This is a genomic window from Rhizobium sp. SG570 (assembly GCF_012275345.1).
Classification (GTDB): domain Bacteria; phylum Pseudomonadota; class Alphaproteobacteria; order Rhizobiales; family Rhizobiaceae; genus Rhizobium; species Rhizobium lusitanum.
This window is the reverse complement of sequence record NZ_JAAZQI010000022.1, coordinates 1-17506: the sequence shown is the minus strand read 5'-3', so window position 1 is coordinate 17506 and position 17506 is coordinate 1. Positions and strand designations below refer to the sequence as shown.

At 57.9% G+C, this 17506-nt stretch carries 19 protein-coding genes; 15 read left to right on the top strand and 4 right to left on the bottom strand.

Annotated features, from left to right (window positions below):
- Window positions 1–4: 4 nt before the first annotated feature.
- The 5 genes from FHT28_RS30335 to FHT28_RS30315 all read left to right on the top strand — a co-directional run bounded on the left by FHT28_RS30335 (window position 5) and on the right by FHT28_RS30315 (window position 4853).
- On the top strand, window positions 5–622 hold the full coding sequence (locus tag FHT28_RS30335; RefSeq protein ID WP_168598207.1) for a TraH family protein: 618 nt from the start codon (window positions 5–7) through the stop codon (window positions 620–622).
- Between the two features lie 110 nt (window positions 623–732).
- Window positions 733–1491 (top strand): LuxR family transcriptional regulator, encoded by a 759-nt coding sequence (locus FHT28_RS30330; RefSeq protein WP_348645041.1) that lies wholly within the window; start codon window positions 733–735, stop codon window positions 1489–1491.
- Window positions 1492–1729: 238 nt separating this feature from the next.
- Window positions 1730–2779 (top strand): class I SAM-dependent methyltransferase, encoded by a 1050-nt coding sequence (locus FHT28_RS30325; protein WP_168598205.1) that lies wholly within the window; start codon window positions 1730–1732, stop codon window positions 2777–2779.
- A 31-nt stretch (window positions 2780–2810) separates the two neighbouring features.
- A complete protein-coding gene (locus FHT28_RS30320) occupies window positions 2811–4217 on the top strand; it encodes a hypothetical protein (protein WP_348645040.1) in 1407 nt (468 codons plus the stop codon).
- 129 nt (window positions 4218–4346) lie between these two features.
- Complete coding sequence (locus FHT28_RS30315; RefSeq protein ID WP_168598204.1) at window positions 4347–4853, top strand: GNAT family N-acetyltransferase; 507 nt, start codon at window positions 4347–4349, stop codon at window positions 4851–4853.
- A 22-nt stretch (window positions 4854–4875) separates the two neighbouring features.
- On the opposite strand, the gene FHT28_RS30310 is transcribed toward FHT28_RS30315, so the two are convergent.
- Entirely contained in the window at window positions 4876–5199 is a 324-nt protein-coding gene (locus FHT28_RS30310) for a helix-turn-helix transcriptional regulator (protein WP_047563464.1), read from the bottom strand.
- 21 nt (window positions 5200–5220) lie between these two features.
- Entirely contained in the window at window positions 5221–6129 is a 909-nt protein-coding gene (locus FHT28_RS36505) for a HipA domain-containing protein (protein WP_318284066.1), read from the bottom strand.
- Here FHT28_RS36505 and FHT28_RS36500 point away from each other — a divergent pair.
- The gene (locus FHT28_RS36500; RefSeq protein WP_246704992.1) at window positions 6118–6537 is read left to right on the top strand and encodes a hypothetical protein; all 420 of its coding nucleotides are present in this window, start codon (window positions 6118–6120) and stop codon (window positions 6535–6537) included. The two genes, FHT28_RS36505 and FHT28_RS36500, sit on opposite strands and share 12 nt — an antisense overlap.
- Before the next feature lie 402 nt (window positions 6538–6939).
- On the opposite strand, the gene FHT28_RS36495 is transcribed toward FHT28_RS36500, so the two are convergent.
- Window positions 6940–7188 carry a helix-turn-helix transcriptional regulator gene (locus FHT28_RS36495; protein WP_047563471.1) on the bottom strand — a complete coding sequence of 83 codons (249 nt, stop codon included), beginning with the start codon at window positions 7186–7188 and terminating at the stop codon, window positions 6940–6942.
- A gap of 123 nt (window positions 7189–7311) precedes the next feature.
- Here FHT28_RS36495 and FHT28_RS30300 point away from each other — a divergent pair, with 123 nt between their 5' ends.
- From FHT28_RS30300 to FHT28_RS30265, 8 genes are all read left to right on the top strand, one after another.
- A complete protein-coding gene (locus FHT28_RS30300; protein ID WP_168598202.1) occupies window positions 7312–7584 on the top strand; it encodes a hypothetical protein in 273 nt (90 codons plus the stop codon).
- Between the two features lie 129 nt (window positions 7585–7713).
- On the top strand, window positions 7714–9306 hold the full coding sequence (locus tag FHT28_RS30295; protein WP_168598282.1) for an ABC transporter substrate-binding protein: 1593 nt from the start codon (window positions 7714–7716) through the stop codon (window positions 9304–9306).
- Between the two features lie 5 nt (window positions 9307–9311).
- Window positions 9312–10289: an ABC transporter permease gene (locus tag FHT28_RS30290; RefSeq protein WP_168598201.1), complete on the top strand. Its 978-nt coding sequence runs from the start codon at window positions 9312–9314 to the stop codon at window positions 10287–10289.
- Between the two features lie 11 nt (window positions 10290–10300).
- Window positions 10301–11176 (top strand): ABC transporter permease, encoded by an 876-nt coding sequence (locus tag FHT28_RS30285; RefSeq protein WP_168598200.1) that lies wholly within the window; start codon window positions 10301–10303, stop codon window positions 11174–11176.
- A complete protein-coding gene (locus FHT28_RS30280) occupies window positions 11173–12843 on the top strand; it encodes an ABC transporter ATP-binding protein (protein ID WP_168598199.1) in 1671 nt (556 codons plus the stop codon). The genes FHT28_RS30285 and FHT28_RS30280 overlap by 4 nt, the downstream gene beginning before the upstream one ends.
- 91 nt (window positions 12844–12934) lie before the next feature.
- Window positions 12935–14170: a CapA family protein gene (locus FHT28_RS30275; protein ID WP_168598198.1), complete on the top strand. Its 1236-nt coding sequence runs from the start codon at window positions 12935–12937 to the stop codon at window positions 14168–14170.
- A gap of 141 nt (window positions 14171–14311) precedes the next feature.
- Entirely contained in the window at window positions 14312–15595 is a 1284-nt protein-coding gene (pepT, locus tag FHT28_RS30270) for a peptidase T (RefSeq protein WP_168598197.1), read from the top strand.
- A gap of 250 nt (window positions 15596–15845) precedes the next feature.
- A complete protein-coding gene (locus FHT28_RS30265; protein WP_168598196.1) occupies window positions 15846–16154 on the top strand; it encodes a transcriptional repressor TraM in 309 nt (102 codons plus the stop codon).
- Window positions 16155–16163: 9 nt separating this feature from the next.
- Here FHT28_RS30265 and traR read toward each other — a convergent pair whose 3' ends face one another.
- On the bottom strand, window positions 16164–16868 hold the full coding sequence (gene traR / locus FHT28_RS30260; RefSeq protein WP_037197774.1) for a transcriptional regulator TraR: 705 nt from the start codon (window positions 16866–16868) through the stop codon (window positions 16164–16166).
- Window positions 16869–17223: 355 nt separating this feature from the next.
- On the opposite strand from traR, the gene FHT28_RS30255 reads away from it, so the two are divergent.
- Window positions 17224–17506 (top strand): transposase (locus FHT28_RS30255; protein ID WP_246704995.1); only part of this gene is annotated, 283 nt, incomplete at its 3' end.

Here is a 17506-nt window from a genome sequence, read left to right as displayed (position 1 = left end):
AGCCATGGTCGATGCCGCCCTTATCCAGCAATGCGCCGATCCGGGCCTAAAGCCCGCGATCGTCGAAAAGTTTATCGCGCGGGCCGGATCGTCTGATCCGCTCACCGTCACGGTTCGCTCCGGTAACAGCGTTGTTCTGGTGCCGCAGGCGAAAACTGTCGATGAGGCAATGGCGCTGATCGGCGAGTATGTCGGGCAGGCTGTCGTGCGTGTGGGCATTACGCAATATCCGGCCGGGCTCGGGATCAAGGATGTCTCGGAGTTGAAACCGGACCTCGTCGACGCTTGCGAGAATATTCGCATGGGGACGGCGCTGTTCGGCAAGGTCTACCGTATCGTCACGAAATGGTACGGCAACGCGGTCGACGAGGCTTTCGAGGACGCCATCATTTCGTGGCAGAGCGGATATTTCGAGGGAAAGGCGGTGTTTACGGCGACCGATCCTGGCAACGTAAAACTCGCCGAGCCGAAGCAAGGCAAAGCGGGCATCGAGCCGGACGCGCGCCCAGGTGTGAAGCCGCAAGACCTGGAAGGTCAGGACGCACCGACATCCGATGGTGCAACAGATCCTAACAAAGCAGGGATACGGGTCGATCTCTCCGGAATCGGCGGCACCAGATAGACCGCATTTCCAAATGCGTCACAGGTGAAGCAGCGATCATTCACCATAAGGCACCGACACACCAGGCGATAGGGCAGATCCCGGAGTTTGCGAAGAACAGCAAACCGGCCATGCTGCTCGAAAGGAAACCGATGGAAGATCAACAGCAGTCTTCATTGTCATGGTCGTTGACGATGTTGCGAAGGGTACGCAGCAGAGCGGATTTAAATGTTGCCGTTGCTGACATTCGAGATCGCTACCAATTTGCCCATCTGACGTTTTTGGTGGTCCGCCTCGCAAATCGTGCAGACCCCCATCCTTTCTATTGCACGACATATCCTGAAGAATGGACGTCCCTTTATCTCGGTCAGAACTATTTCGAGATCGATCCCGTCATCGACCTCAGCCGCACCGGCTTCCTGCCCGTCGATTGGTCAAATCTTGATCGACGATCTCCAAGAACCCGCAGCTTTTTCAGGCAGGCCGAGTCCTTCGCCATCGGCCGGCGCGGTCTGACGGTCCCAATCAGAGGTCCGAGCGGCGAACGCAGCCTGTTTTCGGTGACGTCGGACCTGTCGACGCCTGAGTGGCGAAAGTTACGCACGTTGAGCAACCACGACCTTCAAATAGTCTCCCACTATCTGCACGAGAAAGCGCTCTCCGTAGGGGGGCTGCGGACAAGCGGCGGCTACCGGAAACTATCCAGACGGGAACAGGAATGTCTTCAACTCCTGGCGCGCGGCCTCGTTTCGAAGCGCATCGCTGCAAGACTGCAGATTTCGGAGAATGCCGTGCGCCTCTATCTCAAGCTAGCCAAACGCAAACTCGATGCCAGGACGATGTATCAGGCTATCGCAAGGGCAAGCTTCCTTGAAATAATCCAGTCCTGACGCAGCGCAAAAGTGCGTTTTGCGGCGCTTTGATCATGTCCTTTGTGCAAGTCAGAGCTGCGGGTCAATCTCCCAATACCGGTAGATTGCAAGGATGCTTCCCGGCAATCAACTCTAGGCAGTCACGGGTAGTCAAGAAAATTGCTCCTAGCAGGGGCGATTGGCGGAGCGGTGATGGCTGTTTCGAAAGCCGGATCACCGCGGCACCTGTCGTTTGGCTCGAAACGAGGATCGCACCATGGTGGACAGCAAGACAATAGATGCGTGGCGGAAGGCTCCGCGCCTCAATTCGTTTGCAACTTTCTTTGAACAAACAGCCAGTGGACTGGGAGGGGCGCCCGATCTCAGCAGGCCGGAGCCGGAGATGGATCTTCTGTCGTTCGATCTAGATTGCATGATATTCTGGGACACGCACCGGCGTTTGTGGGGGCATTTCGACAGCCACTATTTTGCAAGCATTCCCTATCGGCTGGAGGAGGAGTGTCGCCTCGGCGCCGCTATCCTCTCATTTTCGGAGAAAACCTGGGCGCGCCGCGGACGCCCTGCGACGATCTATACACTGGGAGCCGGCGCCGGCACACTTGCGAGAGCGCTGGCGAAGCTCGGCGACGGGCGTCTGAAAACCCTCAATTGCAGCCCCACGGACGGCAATCGCGTCTGCTTTTTCGCCCGGAGAGGCAGCGACGATGCGTACTTCTATCACGGTCCGTTTTTCGAACTGGACGACGAACGGTATGAGAAAGAGGAAACTCTCCAGCCTTTCCGAGACGGATATGATGTCCTTTTCGAAGATACGACGTTCCAGATGTACGGCCGGGATCGGGATAAGCAAACCGGCTTCATAGCGCCTCGAGTCAGCCCGAATGGTGTATTGGTGCAAGTACAAAAGCTCACCCACCGAGACAGTGAAACCTACCTTGAACGAGAGCGCCAAAAAGACGAGGTGTTCAAGTCGCGGTTCTTTTCCGGAACGCAGATTGTGGAGAAGAGACGTGATATTCTGGATACGATGTTCGACTTCCAGGTCGATCTGAAGACGACGCGATCGGCTCTCAGATCGTATTTCCAGTATACCATCGTTACGTGGAATAGCGGAAATTTCTACACGATTGTCTCATCCAATTCCCTCGATTCCTTGCGTGATTTTGTAGGTTCGATGGTGAGGCCGGCGATACCGTCAGAGTTTTGCTACGAACAACTGCCGCACATCCTTGGGAATCATGAGAGGAATCCGATGCTAGCAGACTGGGCCTGGCGACCGCCGCAGTCGATCGGCGGTGAAGCCTGAATAGTGGTCCCCTCATGCGAGAGTAGCGAAGGTGAATAGCGAGCTGTTAGGTGCCACTTGCGACAAGGTTGCGGCGGAGGAAGTAAGAGGGACATTGTCTTCTCTCATGCCTGACCTTGCCCGGTTCTGGGCACGTCCGCTCACGGAATACGCGCGTGCGGTCTACGATGAAAGAGCCCGCGGAAGATGCTCCGCCCGCGACGACGCGATGGCTCGGTTTCGGGCGTTTGTCACGCGTATCGCGTTAAGGTCAGGTGCCAGTCAGCAGGATGCAGAGCAAGCAAGTCGGCAAATTGCGACCGCACCGGTCATACAAACCGGTCCTCACCTTCACCTCCTGATCGAGCCAGATGCATTCTACACGCACCTGTTCAGTGCACTCGGCCTCACCACTCATGCCCGGCGGTGGCACATCTGCTACAGTTCTTCGACAGTCAAGTTCATCGAGAAATCGAAAAAAGGCCCAGGATGGCTTTCGCTCGGCAGCGAAGTGGTGAACGTCTTCGGCCTCTCTCGAAGCCGGATGGACCCCTACAGTATTTGTGGCTTTAACGGGCCTTACCGCTTCGCGCTGGCGCGGCAAAATGGCGGCGGATTCGTCAATCCCGCTGCTGGCCGGCTCAAGGCTATTTTGCCGGACGCTGACTTTCCGTCGGCGGCCGACGCGATCAAAGCCGCCAATCAGTCTCTATGGCGCGGTACGTTTCCGCCTCCTCTCCGGCTGCTGCAATTTGACGATATCGATGTTGCCGATCTCGTCGCGGACCATTTCGAGGATTCGGCATCGTGGCTATCGACCCATCTCGCCGGGCCCGGCCGGTTTGCGGACAGGATTTTGAGGACGGTGGATCAGCTCAACGCCGGACCGTGGGCGGGATGGGTCCGCCAGACGACCGATTTTTTCTGGGGTCTGCAGGATGGCAGGTTATTTCCCATGCGTTTGCAGGACGGCGTTCTTTCAGGCGGGTCCTCTTCGTTCCGTGAGGTGAGGTTTGATCCTGAAAGCATCGCGGTTTCCCTGCGCCAGCGCCGATTGGTGCCGAATCTGCTCATGACGTTTCTGGTGACATCGATCCTCCCGGGCGTTCGCGTTCTCGGCGGATGCCGCCAGACCGTCTATTATCCCCTGATGCGGTATCTCATAGCAACTGCACTCGACGTCTCGACCGACCGGGAACTCATTGACGCACTGCGTGCCGACGAGCGACCAGGAATGTGGGGGCACCGGGTCCTGCGCCCAATGAACGGCTCCCCATTCGTGGAGATCGAAGAAAACGGATCTGGGCTGCAGATTGCTGCCAGATATGGCGCCTGCTCTCTGGAGGATGCCGCCGGTGACCTTACCAGTTTCACCGGCGATCCGATTTGGGCAGAGCTGTCGGCGCATATGAGGGCTCAAGCGATTCACCCTGCTTCCTTGGAGTGGCAGTGGGCATAGTCCTCGCAGCCGCTGTCGGCGCTGTGGACTGGAAGGCCTGCGCAGAGATTCCTCTGCACGCGGCGAATGGTTCGTTGGGGTCCGCAACCTTCCCCGGTAGGAGCCCGTTTCACTTTTCTGGAGTCCGTCATGGCTGTGGAGCGAGTATCGATCAGGCGAATTACCGCTGGCGAGATCGATGTTTTCCGGAGCATTCGGCTGGAGGCCCTTCGGTGTGAACCGGCTTCCTTTGCGAGCCGATTTGAGGATTGGCAATTCCTCCGTGATGAGGAATGGCGCCGAAGGCTGAATGATCCGATCTTTGTCGCATTTTGCAAATCCGAACCTGTCGGTATCATGGGGTTCGTGCGCTTTCGCCCGCGCAAAATGGCTCATCGCGCCATGCTGGTCAGCGTCTACGTGCGAAAGAGCGAACGCGGGACAGGAATTGCCGCAGATCTTCTGGACGTGGTTTCGGATTATGCGAGATGCCTTGGAATTCTCCAATTGGAGCTTGCGGTCAGTGCGGAGAATTCGGCGGCATTGGGCTTCTATCACCGCCATGGATTTATCGAGGTCGGCCGGATTCCTGGCGGACTGCTGGACGGTGACAGGCAAATCGACGATGTCATCATGGTGCGACGGCTCGACCGATGAGGAGCTTCGACGTCTCCATCCGTCACGCTTCTTCTTCTCTGTCAAAGGGCGATTTCGCGGTGTCCTCCCGCGCGTTCCTTGGTACAAAACCGACGGTGAACCCGAACAGCCGGCCGATCTTGTCCAGTGTTTCAAATGTCGGATTTGCTGTGCCGGCTTCGATTTCTGCGACTTGCCGCCGCGTCAGGCTAAGCGTCTTGGAGAACTCCTCCTGGGTCATGCCGAAGCTCTTGCGGATTTCGACCACTGCCCTGGGCAGGCGCAGCGCACCCTGGCGTGCCCGCTCGGCCAGATTTCGGCGGTGCTCCAGAATTTCTTCTTTCGTGGGCTTTTTCCAGCGAGCCATCTGATCCGCTCCTTTCCGGTGCTACGCGCAGGCCGTTGAAACACTGTCTGCCATCTCGGTGCAGCGGATCATGGCTCGATCAAGAATTTCGGGCGGCGCGCCGATGTCCTTTGCCATTTGGGGCGCCTGACGCAAGCGCTCGGCAAATTGGCTGAGCGCGGTCGTGAGGCGCACCTGTGCATCCGGATCGGGCATAAGCTCGGCGCAGATCAGTTTCCAATCGGGAAGGTGATCGCGGCCTACATCGCGCATGGAAGCCCAGCGCGTGGAGCGAATAATTCCTTCCTTGGCGAGCCGCATGGGTGCGAAATCGAATAGCGGCGACAGTCGAATAGTTCCGTCAGGAAGCTTGCTCAAGGCCGAATTCCGGCCGTGATTGTCGGGGTTGCCAAGCGCAAGGTTGGCAATGTCGCGCTTCAGGTATTCGACTATGTCCGCGAGCGGATCGGACGAATATCGTTTCAGGATGTCGATATAGACTTCGTGCGCGCCGATATGGCCGAAATCGGCAACGCCGATGGCCGACACCAGACTTTCTTGGCCGAGGCGCAGCACTTGACCATTTTGCCCTTTTCGCCGATCGAAACGAGGGATGATTAGTACGCCTTCCGCGTAAGTTGAGACTTCACTGACATTCAGGCCGATTTCGGCGGCAATGCGGGAATAGAGTGCTTCGCCCTCAAGGATCAGGCGATCCATCGGCTCGGTGCTGCGAACCAGCTTGACAATGACATGACGTACCGCCTCATCGTCGGCGACGAAACTGTCCGGGTAGTACAGTCCATCGGTTGTTTTGGTCATCGAAACTTTCGGCCATTCGCCCTGAAGGCCGCTTGAGCCGGAGGCAAGCATTCCGAAACGATCGGCGACTTCCATGAACCGGTCCGAGCGCTCCAGGATTTCAGCCTCGGTGACACCTTGGCGCTGCACGCCATGCAAACGTTCCGCTTCCGCGTCAGCCGCTTCTTTAATTCGCACATTGCCAATTCCGCCTGCCGCTGCCCGAAGAAGCAAGGGAAGATCGGATGCGCGCGCCGCTTCCACGAGTCCGAGATGTTCGGCGAGCCTTCGCCTCGCGTGCCCTTGGGGCATCAGGTCCAGAAGGAAGGGAGGCCAATGAGGGCCATATCGGTTCTCGAGGTCCACCGGATAGCGGACAGACAGCGCGCGAAGATCGCAAACCGCTTTACCCGACGCGAATTCCTGAGAAGCTACCCCTATGAAGTAATCGAGGTCATAGTCGACGATCGACGCGCCCTGATAGCCTGTGTCGTCATCTTTTATCTCAAGCGTCGCAGCTTGATGCCACTCACCATCAAAATGGATTTGAAGCGCTAGTCGCATTTACTGACCCCTTTGATGGTTCAAATAAAGCCATATTGTGAAAAAATCAACCCATTAAAATGGATCAATAATTTACGCTGACTATGACCTTCCAATTGCGAGGGCGAGCTTGGGAACCCTTTTGCCGAGCATTGTGCGGTGTCAAATTGGCAAGGGCAGATGTTAATTAACGCAATGGATGACGGCAATTAGGGTTTGGCGAAACGTTAATCAGCATGTCGGCGAAATGTTAAATAGAGTTCTGCTGGAGCGCCAATTTATGTGACGGCGGAATGTTAATTTCCTCTCCAAAGCCGCCATACAGCGTGATCCGAGACGAAGGAAAGGGTGCGAGGTCATAGCCGATGGCGTTTATCGACAGGGTTGGTTTCATGCCTGCCCTGTCGCCGAGGAACCTCAAGTAGCCGGCTTCTTGAACCGCACTCCGACGCCGCCGCCATTTTCCGGGATGAATTCAATCCCGGCGTCCTCAAAGATTATCCTGATAAGTTTCAGATTTGCAGCCGTAATCGATGGTTGTCCGTCTTCCGCCTCCGAACGGCGTATCGTCGTAACGCCAATACTTGCTGCCTTCGCGAGATCTTCAGCGGACCATCGGAGCAGCGCTCTCGCCGCTCTAATTTGAGCTCCCGTAATTCCATTCATTTTTTCAATTTCTCATTGAAGACTTTACGACTAAGTGATATGAAAACGCCCATAACGGCTGAAATCGGTGTTTCGACCACCGGTTTCAGCCTAACCACAACCAAGCTGTCAGGAGCTCGGATCATGACTGATTCCGACAATAGCAGAACTTTGCCTCCGGTCACCCGGGGGAGCAACTTCCATTCGCTCGTGGCGGCGTCTTTACCGACATATCCGGGGCTTTCAGCCTCACTTGCCGCACTTCTGGACGTTGGCAATAACGATCTTGCCTTCGCGATCTCGCATGAATGGCGTGCATCCCGACAACGGCTGATCGAATCACGCCTTCGAGGACAGGGGCTCGAAGCCCGGCTCTTTGCGATGGTCGGATCACAACCGCACGCGCCCGAAACCTAGAAGATCGCTGAGCAAAAGGCGCAAGCCGGATGTTTGAGAACATCGCTTCGGTGATGAACGCGTGGTGGGAGCAATTCTGCCACAGGGTCGCCAGCTGCGGCGAAAAATCAAAAAAATGGGAACCTCATGGTGAAACAGGGAAATTCATTTCGTCCGCTCGTGCTGTTGGCAGCGCTGGTTTTGGTCCCGCTGTGGAGCGTCCTGGCTGGACCGGCACAGGCGCAGGAGCTGCGGATCGCGACGTCGTACAAGTTGATGACACTCGATCCGCATTACGCGAATCTCAACGAAAACACCTCGCTGCTCTCTCATATCTACGAACGGCTCGTCTATCAGGATGAGCGTCTCGACCTGAAGCCCGGCCTTGCCGTCTCCTGGCGTGCGACGTCCGGCACGCAATGGGAATTCAAGCTGCGGGAAAACGTCCGCTTTCATGACGGCTCGCCCTTCACCGCAGACGATGTCGTCTACACTATTGCGCGCATTAGGGATTTCCTGAACTCACCAAGCGGCGGCTTTCGCTCATATGTCACCGAGATCAAGGCGGTCTCGGCGCCCGATCCTCTCACCGTTGTCATCGATACGAACGGCAATGTCCCCAACCTGCCGCTGGCCTTTTCCTCGATCTTCGTGATGCATCGACCGGGGCAGGGGTTCCAGACCACGGAGGAGCTCAATGCCGGAAGTCCTCCCGTCGGCACCGGGCCTTATAAGTTCGAGAGCTGGAGTTCCGGTGAGATGCTGAAGCTTACGAGGAACGACGACTATTGGGGCGGCAGACCCGCTTGGTCCGAGGTGACGTTCCGGATCATCGAGAATCCTGCGGCGCGGGTGGCGGCTTTGGCCACCGGGGATGTCGACGTTGCGGACGCCATTCCGGCACGCGACGTGGCCTCGCTCAAACAGCGGGGCGCGAGGATCGAGAGCGTCAGTGCGGCGCGTGTCAATTTCCTGCAGTTCGACGTGGAAAGAGAAACACTTCCCGGCGTGACGAGCAAATCCGGCGAGCAGATCCCCAACCCCTTCAAGGACCCCTTAGTGCGGCGCGCGCTTGCGATGGCGACGGATCGCGGAATTCTGGTCGACAAGATCCTTGCCGGTTACGGTACGGCCGCGACACAGGTTTTCCCGGGCGGTCTGCCGGGCACTTCGTCCAATCTGAAGCCGGAGGATCCGAATTACGACGAAGCGAAGGCGCTCCTCACAAAGGCAGGCTTTCCGAACGGCTTCAACGTTGTTCTCGCCGGACCTGCCGGCCGCTATCCCGGCGACGGTGAGAGCCTCCAGGCGATCGCGCAAAGCTGGGCGCGCATCGGGGTCACCGTCCAGCCCACCGCCTTTCCGTTCTCGGTCTTCAACACCAAGCGCGCTAGCGGCGACTTTGCCGCGTGGTACGGCGGCACATCCGGCGAGGCGGTCGACATCATTCTCCATGCTCTCCTGGCCTCGCCAAATCCCGAACGGGGAACCGGAGCCTTGAACTTCGGGCATTATCGGAACCAGGCCTTCGACGCGATGCTTGCAAAGGCGGAAAGCATCCAGGAAGGCCCGGAGCGAAACAAGGCGCTTGCCGAAGCGACGGATTTCGTGATGGCCGACCAGCCGATCATTCCCCTCTATCACTTCCATCACATCGTCGGCTTCGGCCCGCGGATTGGCTCCTATGTGATGCATCCCCGCGGCTGGACGACCGCGATGCAGACGCTTCCAACGACGGAGTGAGAACCATGGCCTTGATTTCAGCAGCATTCGGAAGGCTGGGCCAAGCCTTCCTTCTCCTCCTTGCCATGTCGTTGATCGGTTTTGTCGGCATTCACAGCATCGGCAATCCGGTCTTCAACATCGTCAACATCGAAACCGCCACGCCTGAGGATATCCAGCGCGCGACTGTCGCGCTGGGACTGGATCAGCCGATCTGGCGCCAGTACCTCCTTTTCATCGACAACGTCGTCCATGGAAACTTCGGAACCTCTTACATCTATCATCTGCCGGCTCTGGAACTGGTGATGAGCAAGCTTCCCGCGACGCTTGAGCTCGCATGTATCGCGATGCTCATCGCGGCTCCGGCCGGAACAGGAGTGGGGCTCCTGGCCGGCCGGAGGAGGGGAACACTGCTCGACCGGAGCGTGCTCAGATCGAGCGTGTTCGCACTCAGCGTCCCGTCATTCTGGCTGAGCATGATGCTGATTCTCATCGGCGCCATCCTAACGGGCTGGTTTCCATCCGGGGGCAGGGGCGCGACGGCGAGCTTCATGGGGCAGGAGTGGAGCGTCCTGACCCGGGAGGGCGTCTGGCACATGGTTCTTCCGGCGCTTGCGCTGGCAATACCGAACATCGCGCTTATCGCGCGGCTTTCGCGATCCGGCACGATCGAAGTCGAGAGCCTGGACTTTACGAGGTTTTGCCGCGCGAAAGGGCTTTCCCCACGAAGGATCCTGCTTCGCCACACTCTGCCGAACATCAGCGTGCCGATCATGACGATCATCGGCCTGCAATTCGGCGGCATGCTCGCCTTTGCGGTGGTGGTGGAATCGATTTTCTCGTGGCCGGGCGTCGGCAAGCTCCTGATCGACTCCATCCAGCTCCTCGACCGGCCGGTGGTGATGGCGACATTGACCTTCATCTCGGTCGCCTTCGTCGCCCTCAATGCCTTTGTCGATCTCTTCCATGCCGTGCTCGACCCGCGCGTGCGCCTGTCTTCATAAAGGGAACTGCCATGAAAGCTCACATTCTCCGGGCGTTGAACCGGCGTCCTCAATGGCAAACGCTGAGCCCGTCCAAAATCCTGCTTGTGGCCTACATCCTGCTTGCCCTTGCCGCACCGGCGATCGCGCCGCAAAACCCATACGACCCCCTGCAAATCTACGGGTGGGAGGCATCCTCTCCTCCGGGTACGTGGGGCAGCGGCGGCTATCTTTACCTGCTCGGAACGGACGGGCTCGGCAGGGATATCGTCAGCTGTATCCTCTACGGCTTGCGCATCAGCCTCGTGGTGTCTGTCACCAGTGCGGCCATCGCCGCCCTGATCGGGCTGACGGCAGGTGTCAGTGCTGCCTATTTCGGCAAGTGGGCCGATATTGTCATTATGCGGCTCGTCGACCTTCAGCTCAGCCTGCCGACGATCCTCATCGCCTTGATCGCGATCGTCACCCTCGGGCCTGGAATTGACCGGATCATTCTGGCGCTGATTATCGCCCAGTGGGCAAGTTATGCCCGGTTGGCGCGCAGCGTGGCACTCAGTGAGACGAACAAATCCTACATGGATGCGGCCCGGCTCATGCGGTTGCCGACATCTCGGATCATTTTTCGTCATCTGCTCCCGAACAGCATCGCGCCGGCCGTGACCTTGATCCCGATTGAAGTCGGCCATGCCGTCGCGCTCGAAGCAACCTTGTCCTTTCTTGGCCTCGGCGTTCCGATCGACAAGCCCTCCCTAGGCTCTACGGTCGCAAACGGCTTCCAGTACCTTTTGACCGGCCAATACTGGATCAGCCTTTTTCCTGGCTTGGCTCTCTTTGGGCTGATCGCAAGCATCAATCTCGTCGGTGAAGATGTCCGACGCCGTCTCGATCCAAGGAGCCGTCCGGTATGACTCAAAACACTGGAAGAACGCCTCTGCTTCAGGTGAAGAACCTCGGCCTTCGCCATCGCTCTGCGTCCGGGCCGGTGACGATTTTGACCGATGTGAGTTTCGCGCTTGGGCGCGGCGAGATCCTCGGCGTCATCGGTGAATCGGGGGCTGGAAAGTCAACATTGGGCAATGCCGTCCTCGGCTTGCTTGCGCCTGAGTTTGAGGTGATGTCGGGTACGATCGAATTCGACGGCAAACCCATCGACGCCATGGGAAAAGGGGAGGGCGCCGCCCGAGGACGGCGGATATCCGCCATCTTCCAGGATCATACCGCCTCGCTCGACCCCCTGATGAGCGTCGGCGCACAGGTAGAGGAAACCATCCTCGCCGTCGACAGCTCTGTCTCGAGACGTGATGCTCGCTCACGTGCACTCGAGCTCCTGGCCCGCGTTGGCATTCCGGAGCCGCAGCGTCGATATGGCAATTATCCGCATCAGTTCTCCGGAGGGCAAAGACAGCGGGTGGTTATCGCGATCGCTCTGGCGGGATCTTCCGACATCATCATCGCCGACGAGCCGACCTCAGCACTGGATGCCACGGTCCAGAAGCAGATTCTGACACTCCTTCGAACCCTCGTCGATGAGACCGGCGTCTCCATCGTCCTGGTCACCCACGACATGGGTGTGGTGTCCGAGATAACCGATCGGGTTCTCGTCATGCGAAAGGGCCAGGTGGTGGAACAGGATCGCACCGGGATCATTCTCGATGCGCCCGCAAACGACTACACCCGCAGCCTGCTTGCCGCAGTTCCGCGGCTGCGGATATCGGCGGCTGCAGTAGAGCCAGGAACCAATGGCAGCCGGACCATGTCTTCCGATTGCGGAGAGGGTGCCAAGGTGCTTCTCGTCGCAGAGGGTGTTTCGAAAAGCTTCTCCTCACATGGGTTCTCACGGAGCGTTGGCCGAAATAGCGCAAAGTTTGCGTTGCGCGACGCAAGCATACGGCTGGCGCGCGGTGAGATCACCGGCATTGTCGGGGAGAGTGGAAGCGGAAAGACGACGCTCGGCCGAATCATCGCCGGGCTGGACACGGCCTCAGTGGGACGGGTGACGATCGGCGGAAACGAGTTCGATGTTTCGAAGAGCGGCCGCCGCAGCGGCCTCCTCGGACGTGTGCAGATGGTCTTTCAGGATCCCTCGGTTTCGCTCAATCCCAGAATGACCATCGGCGAGACATTGCATGAAAGCATCCGCTTTGGCGCGGATATGTGTTCTGGTGAAGAACCCGCGGATGTCGGGACGATGATGGATCAGCTTGGTCTCTCGCGGACCTTGCTTGCCCGCTATCCGCATCAGCTATCGGGCGGTCAGAAGCAGCGCGTCTGTATCGCGCGGGCTCTGTTGGCGAGACCTGAGATCATCATTGCGGACGAGCCGACCTCAGCGCTCGATGTGTCCGTGCAAGCCGAAATCGTCAAGCTTCTCAAAGACAGCATCGCCGAGAGGGATATGACGATGATCTTCATCTCCCATGACCTTGCCGTCGTGCAGCAGCTCTGCAGTTCCGTATATATTTTGAAGGACGGCCGGGTCGAGGATTTCGGATCCTCGGACTTCATCTTCTCGCAATCCCGGAATCCCTACACACGCACCCTCATCGAGGCCCGGCCTCTCCGGTTCACGCGCTGAGTGTTGCTGGGCCATAGCCCCGCGACGGCGGCCCAGTGTTCAATATCGGGTTTCCGAACATCGGCGGCTTTCGCCGCCCCAAAGGTGACATATGAATGACAGGTTCACATTGGCCGTCACGGGCCAATCCCTTATAAAATACGACATCCGTGCTATCCGTGCTCCGGCGTTTCAGGAGGTACAGGCCCTGCTTAACCGCGCGGATCTTTCGTTCACCAATTTTGAGGGAACGATCCTTGGAAGCCATGGTGGATGGCCGCTCAAGGGATCATTCTTCGGCTGTAGCGATCCTGTCGTCCTGGATGTGCTTCAGGCGACCGGGTTTCGGGCACTTTCGCTCTCGAACAATCATGCGTTTGATCTTGGCCCGTCCGGTGTGCTCTCGACCCTGGAAGAGGTCGAGAAGCGAGGTTTCCTCCATGCCGGCCTCGGTCGCAACCAATTCGAGGCAGCAAAGGCAGGCACCGGAACAATCGGCGGACGACGTGTCGCCATCGTCGCGATGGACGGGGGGCCGGGTCCCGACTTCATGTATGCAGCGAATGCAGACATAGGCCGCCCTGCGCGCCCCGGCGTGAACCGGCTGCGTCTTTCGCAGGTCATCAAGGTCGATGACGCAGCCTTCGGGCAGCTTCGCTCCATTCGGGACAGTGTTGGCTACACCGCGATTGACCTCACCAATGACAGCCAGCCCGACGACCCTTCGTATGTTGATCCGCATGAGGAGATTGGTATCGCTCGCGCAATCTTCAAACGATCGGAGATATTCGGCAGGAGCGTCAAAATTGACGAGTACGATATTACTCGGAACCTCGAGGCAATTGCTTCCTCTGCCAGGGATGGCTGCCTCGTCATAGCCTATCTGCACCATCACCACTGGGCATCTGACTGGTACGAGGTACCGGAGTGGGTGAGCGGCGTTGCAAAACAATGCATCGACGCAGGTGCGGCGATGTTCGTCAGCCACGGCGCTCCGGTGCTACAGCCCATGGAAATCTATCGCCGCCGTCCGATTTTTTACAGCCTCGGCAACTTCATCTTCCATGTCAGGTCGGAAAAATCGTCATGGCGAGCGCCTGAGGTCTGGGAGAGCGTTGTCGGTGTGTGCTCTTACCGGCAGGATAACGATCTGATCGACATCAGCTTCTATCCTATCGTGATCGGCGGAGAAGACGGATTGAAGGATCGCTTGCTCGAAAGCCGATTGGTTCCACACCTGGTGACGGGAGGAAGCGCTGAACGAATCCTGCAACGATTCAAGAAGCAATCGGAAAGTCTGGGCGTACAGATCGAATTGGAAGGCGGGATAGGTATTCTTCGCATCTAATTTTTCGGCCTGATCGTTATGTGGTTCCGGGCTTTGGACGCTCCTGTGATCTGGAGGTGAGGGGACGGATGACAGCCATCGGATACTTACCGGGCATCGCCACCCAAGAGCATAATCATTCATCGCCTATGAGGAAATTGAATGGAATCGACTGAACAAGGAACAACGGGCGTTCGCGACGAGCTTATCGGCCGATTTTTCCGCTACGTTGCCATAGAAAGCCAGAGTAATTCCGCTTCCACGCATTTGCCATCTTCTCCGGGGCAGCTTGAACTCGCCAGGCTGCTGGCGGAGGAGATGCGTGGTCTCGGCGTTGATGACGTCGTGGTCGACGAGCATGCGATCGTGACGGGCGTAAAGCGCGGCAATAGCCCGGGCGCCCCGCGCGTCGGTTTCATCGCGCATCTCGATACGGTCGATGTCGGCCTCTCTCCGGTAATCCGGCCTCAAATCAAACGCTTCGAGGGGCTGGATCTGTGCCTCAATCCGGAGAAGGACATCTGGTTGCGGATCGCGGAACATCCGGAAATTCTGCCCTGGCAGAACCAGGATATTATTCTCGGTGACGGCACGAGCGTACTCGGGGCGGATAACAAGGCAGCCATTTCGGTCATCATGACGTTGCTTGCCAATCTCAACTTGTCGCAGCCTCACGGCGACATTGTCGTCGCCTTCGTTCCGGACGAGGAAATCGGGCTGAGGGGCGCCAAGGCGCTCGATCTGAGCCGCTTCCCATGCGACTTCGCCTACACCATCGACTGTTGCGAACTTGGCGAAGTCGTCGTGGAAAACTTCAATGCCGCATCTGGTGAGATCGCCTTTACCGGCGTCAGCGCTCATCCGATGTCGGCAAAGGGCGTGCTGGTCAATCCGCTGCTGATGGCGCTCGACTTCATATCCCACTTCGACCGTAACGAAACACCGGAACGCACGGAGAAACGCGAGGGGTATTTCTGGTTCAAGGATCTTGTTGCCAACGACAGTGAGGCCCGGCTCAAGGTCATGATCCGTGACTTCGACAAGGTCAAATTCGAGCAGCGGAAACAGCGTATCGACGATGTCGTGGAGCGGATCGGGTCGCAATACCCTTCAGGATCGGTGCAGTACAGCGTGACCGATACCTATCATAACATCGGGGACTACCTCCAGGGCGACAATCGCTCGGCCGAATTGCTGTTCAGCGCCTTGGACAGGCTCGGGATCGAAAGAAAGCTAACCCCAATGCGTGGAGGAACCGACGGGGCAGCGCTGTCTGCCCGAGGTCTACCGACCCCGAATTTCTTTACCGGCGCTTACAATTTCCATTCTCGCTTCGAATTCCTGCCCGTTCCCGCTTTCGAAAAATCCTACGAGACGGCTCTCATGCTCTGCACTCTAGCTGCTGAAGGGGGCAGTGATCCCCAGACGTCAAAGGATGATTCATGAACGGGCGAGCCCCGTATGCTCATGCGGCAGAATGATCGGAATTTATCTGAACCAGGTGTTTGCTTCTCAAGAAGGAGTGGATAGGTGAGGGGCATCTGTGAGAAATGTCGCATCGTTTTGATTTGATGTATGTCCGTGCGCTTCCGTGCCAACGGTTACAGGGCTCCGGGTGGAGGTTTCAACCCCGGTTGGGGATCATGGATAGACATTTGCGGGGCGGACCGCAGACGAAACGTCGGGAGGATTGGTAATGAATTTGAGTGACGCGACAGTGTCGGATAGCAGTGAACTGCGCCCGGTGATCGGGCTTACCCGGGGCCTGGACACCGCAGACATCGAGACTTTAACGATCAGTGCCATCCGGCTCCACAGACAACTCGTGGACAAGGCTGATCAGTTATTCCAGGCATTGCCAGCAGACCATAAAACGGGAAAAGCTGTTGGAGGCGCGCAGCATCTCGAATACGTGGAAGCAATGATCGCGATGCACGCGCAGATGAACGCCCTCAATACGCTCGTTGGAGTTCTGGGCTATATCCCAAACGTATCCGTCAATTGATGCGTTCGCTCAGATGAGCCCTGCCCGGATGGCCAGTGCCACCAGGTGCGGCATGGTGTGAATCTGAAACCGCTTCCTGGCTTCTTCGAGCTTGCTTTTGACGGAGTTGTATTTGACACCCTCCAGATCGGCGGCTTCGTCCATCGTTTTACCGACGGAAATCCAATGGAGATAGGCGGCTTCCTTGGGATCCAGCCAGGCTGGGTGCTGTTCACTCGGCGTCAAGGGCAGGAAAGACATACGGGCATGGAGTTGCCCCACAGCTGCGGCGGCGGCCACAGCATCGATATCACGTTCAAGCTCGATCATGGTTTTCTCGGAGGCAAGCGTGAACATTGACGTAGATCCGTTTGCTGCCTTGACGGGAATGGTGATGCCGGAGCGAATGCCGAAGTCGGCGGCCTCGGCGTAAAACGCCCGCTCAGCTTTGGACAGGCGGTGTCTGTTTTGTTCGCCGCTCCAGGTGAAGAGCTGTTTGAAGGACTTGGCGCGTCTAACGACCGGATCGATGGCCGCTAAATTCCGTTGGAAATAAGTCTCTCGCCATTCGGGATGATAGTTGGACGCAGCAATCGTGTGACCGGGCTGGATGTGTAGATAGGCGTAGCCTTGGAAGCCGGCTTGTTTCGTAAGGTGTGCCAAGGCTTGCTTGAGGATTTTCTCGTCACCCCTGATCGCCGAGAGATCAGTCAGTCTGTCCAACCAATGCTGCATTTGGTCACTCCCTTCGGTGGTCAGTTGGGACAGGTCATTGTGCACCACTAGACTTTGTTATTGCAAACCAAATGGAGAAGCTCACCCAAGTGCATCATGCCGGCGTTTAGGGTAGGGGATCAGCCCTTTTCGTGCAAATGCGCCATGAACACTTCGGCTGGCGTTTTGTAGCCGTGGGACGTTGGTGCGCGGATCGTTAATCGCGGTGGGTTAGGTGCGGTGGCCAGCTCAATAACCGGTCTCCGCCACGATGCCTTTCAAGCACAACGCCTCCCGCCGCCATCGTATTGGCAAGATGAAGTTCCAGGTCACGAACTGAGCAGAGTACGAGGCTGGTCTTCGCCGACGTGGCAGCCTGATGCTTTGGATGACGCCGGAGGCGCTGTCGTCCTGGCAGGCGCCGAAGCGGACAACGCGCGGTGGACAGCCGCGTTATTCCGATCTGGCGATTGAAACTGCCCTGACGCTGAGACTGGTGTTCGGCCTGCGGCTGCGCCAGACGGAGGGCTTTTTGACTTCAGTGCTGACCCTGATGGGACTGGCTCTCGCCGTTCCCGATCATACGACCCTGAGCCGTCGGGCAAGCAAACGGCGATTGCCGGACGGGCGGCGACAGCACCAAGCTCGGGGAAAGGGAC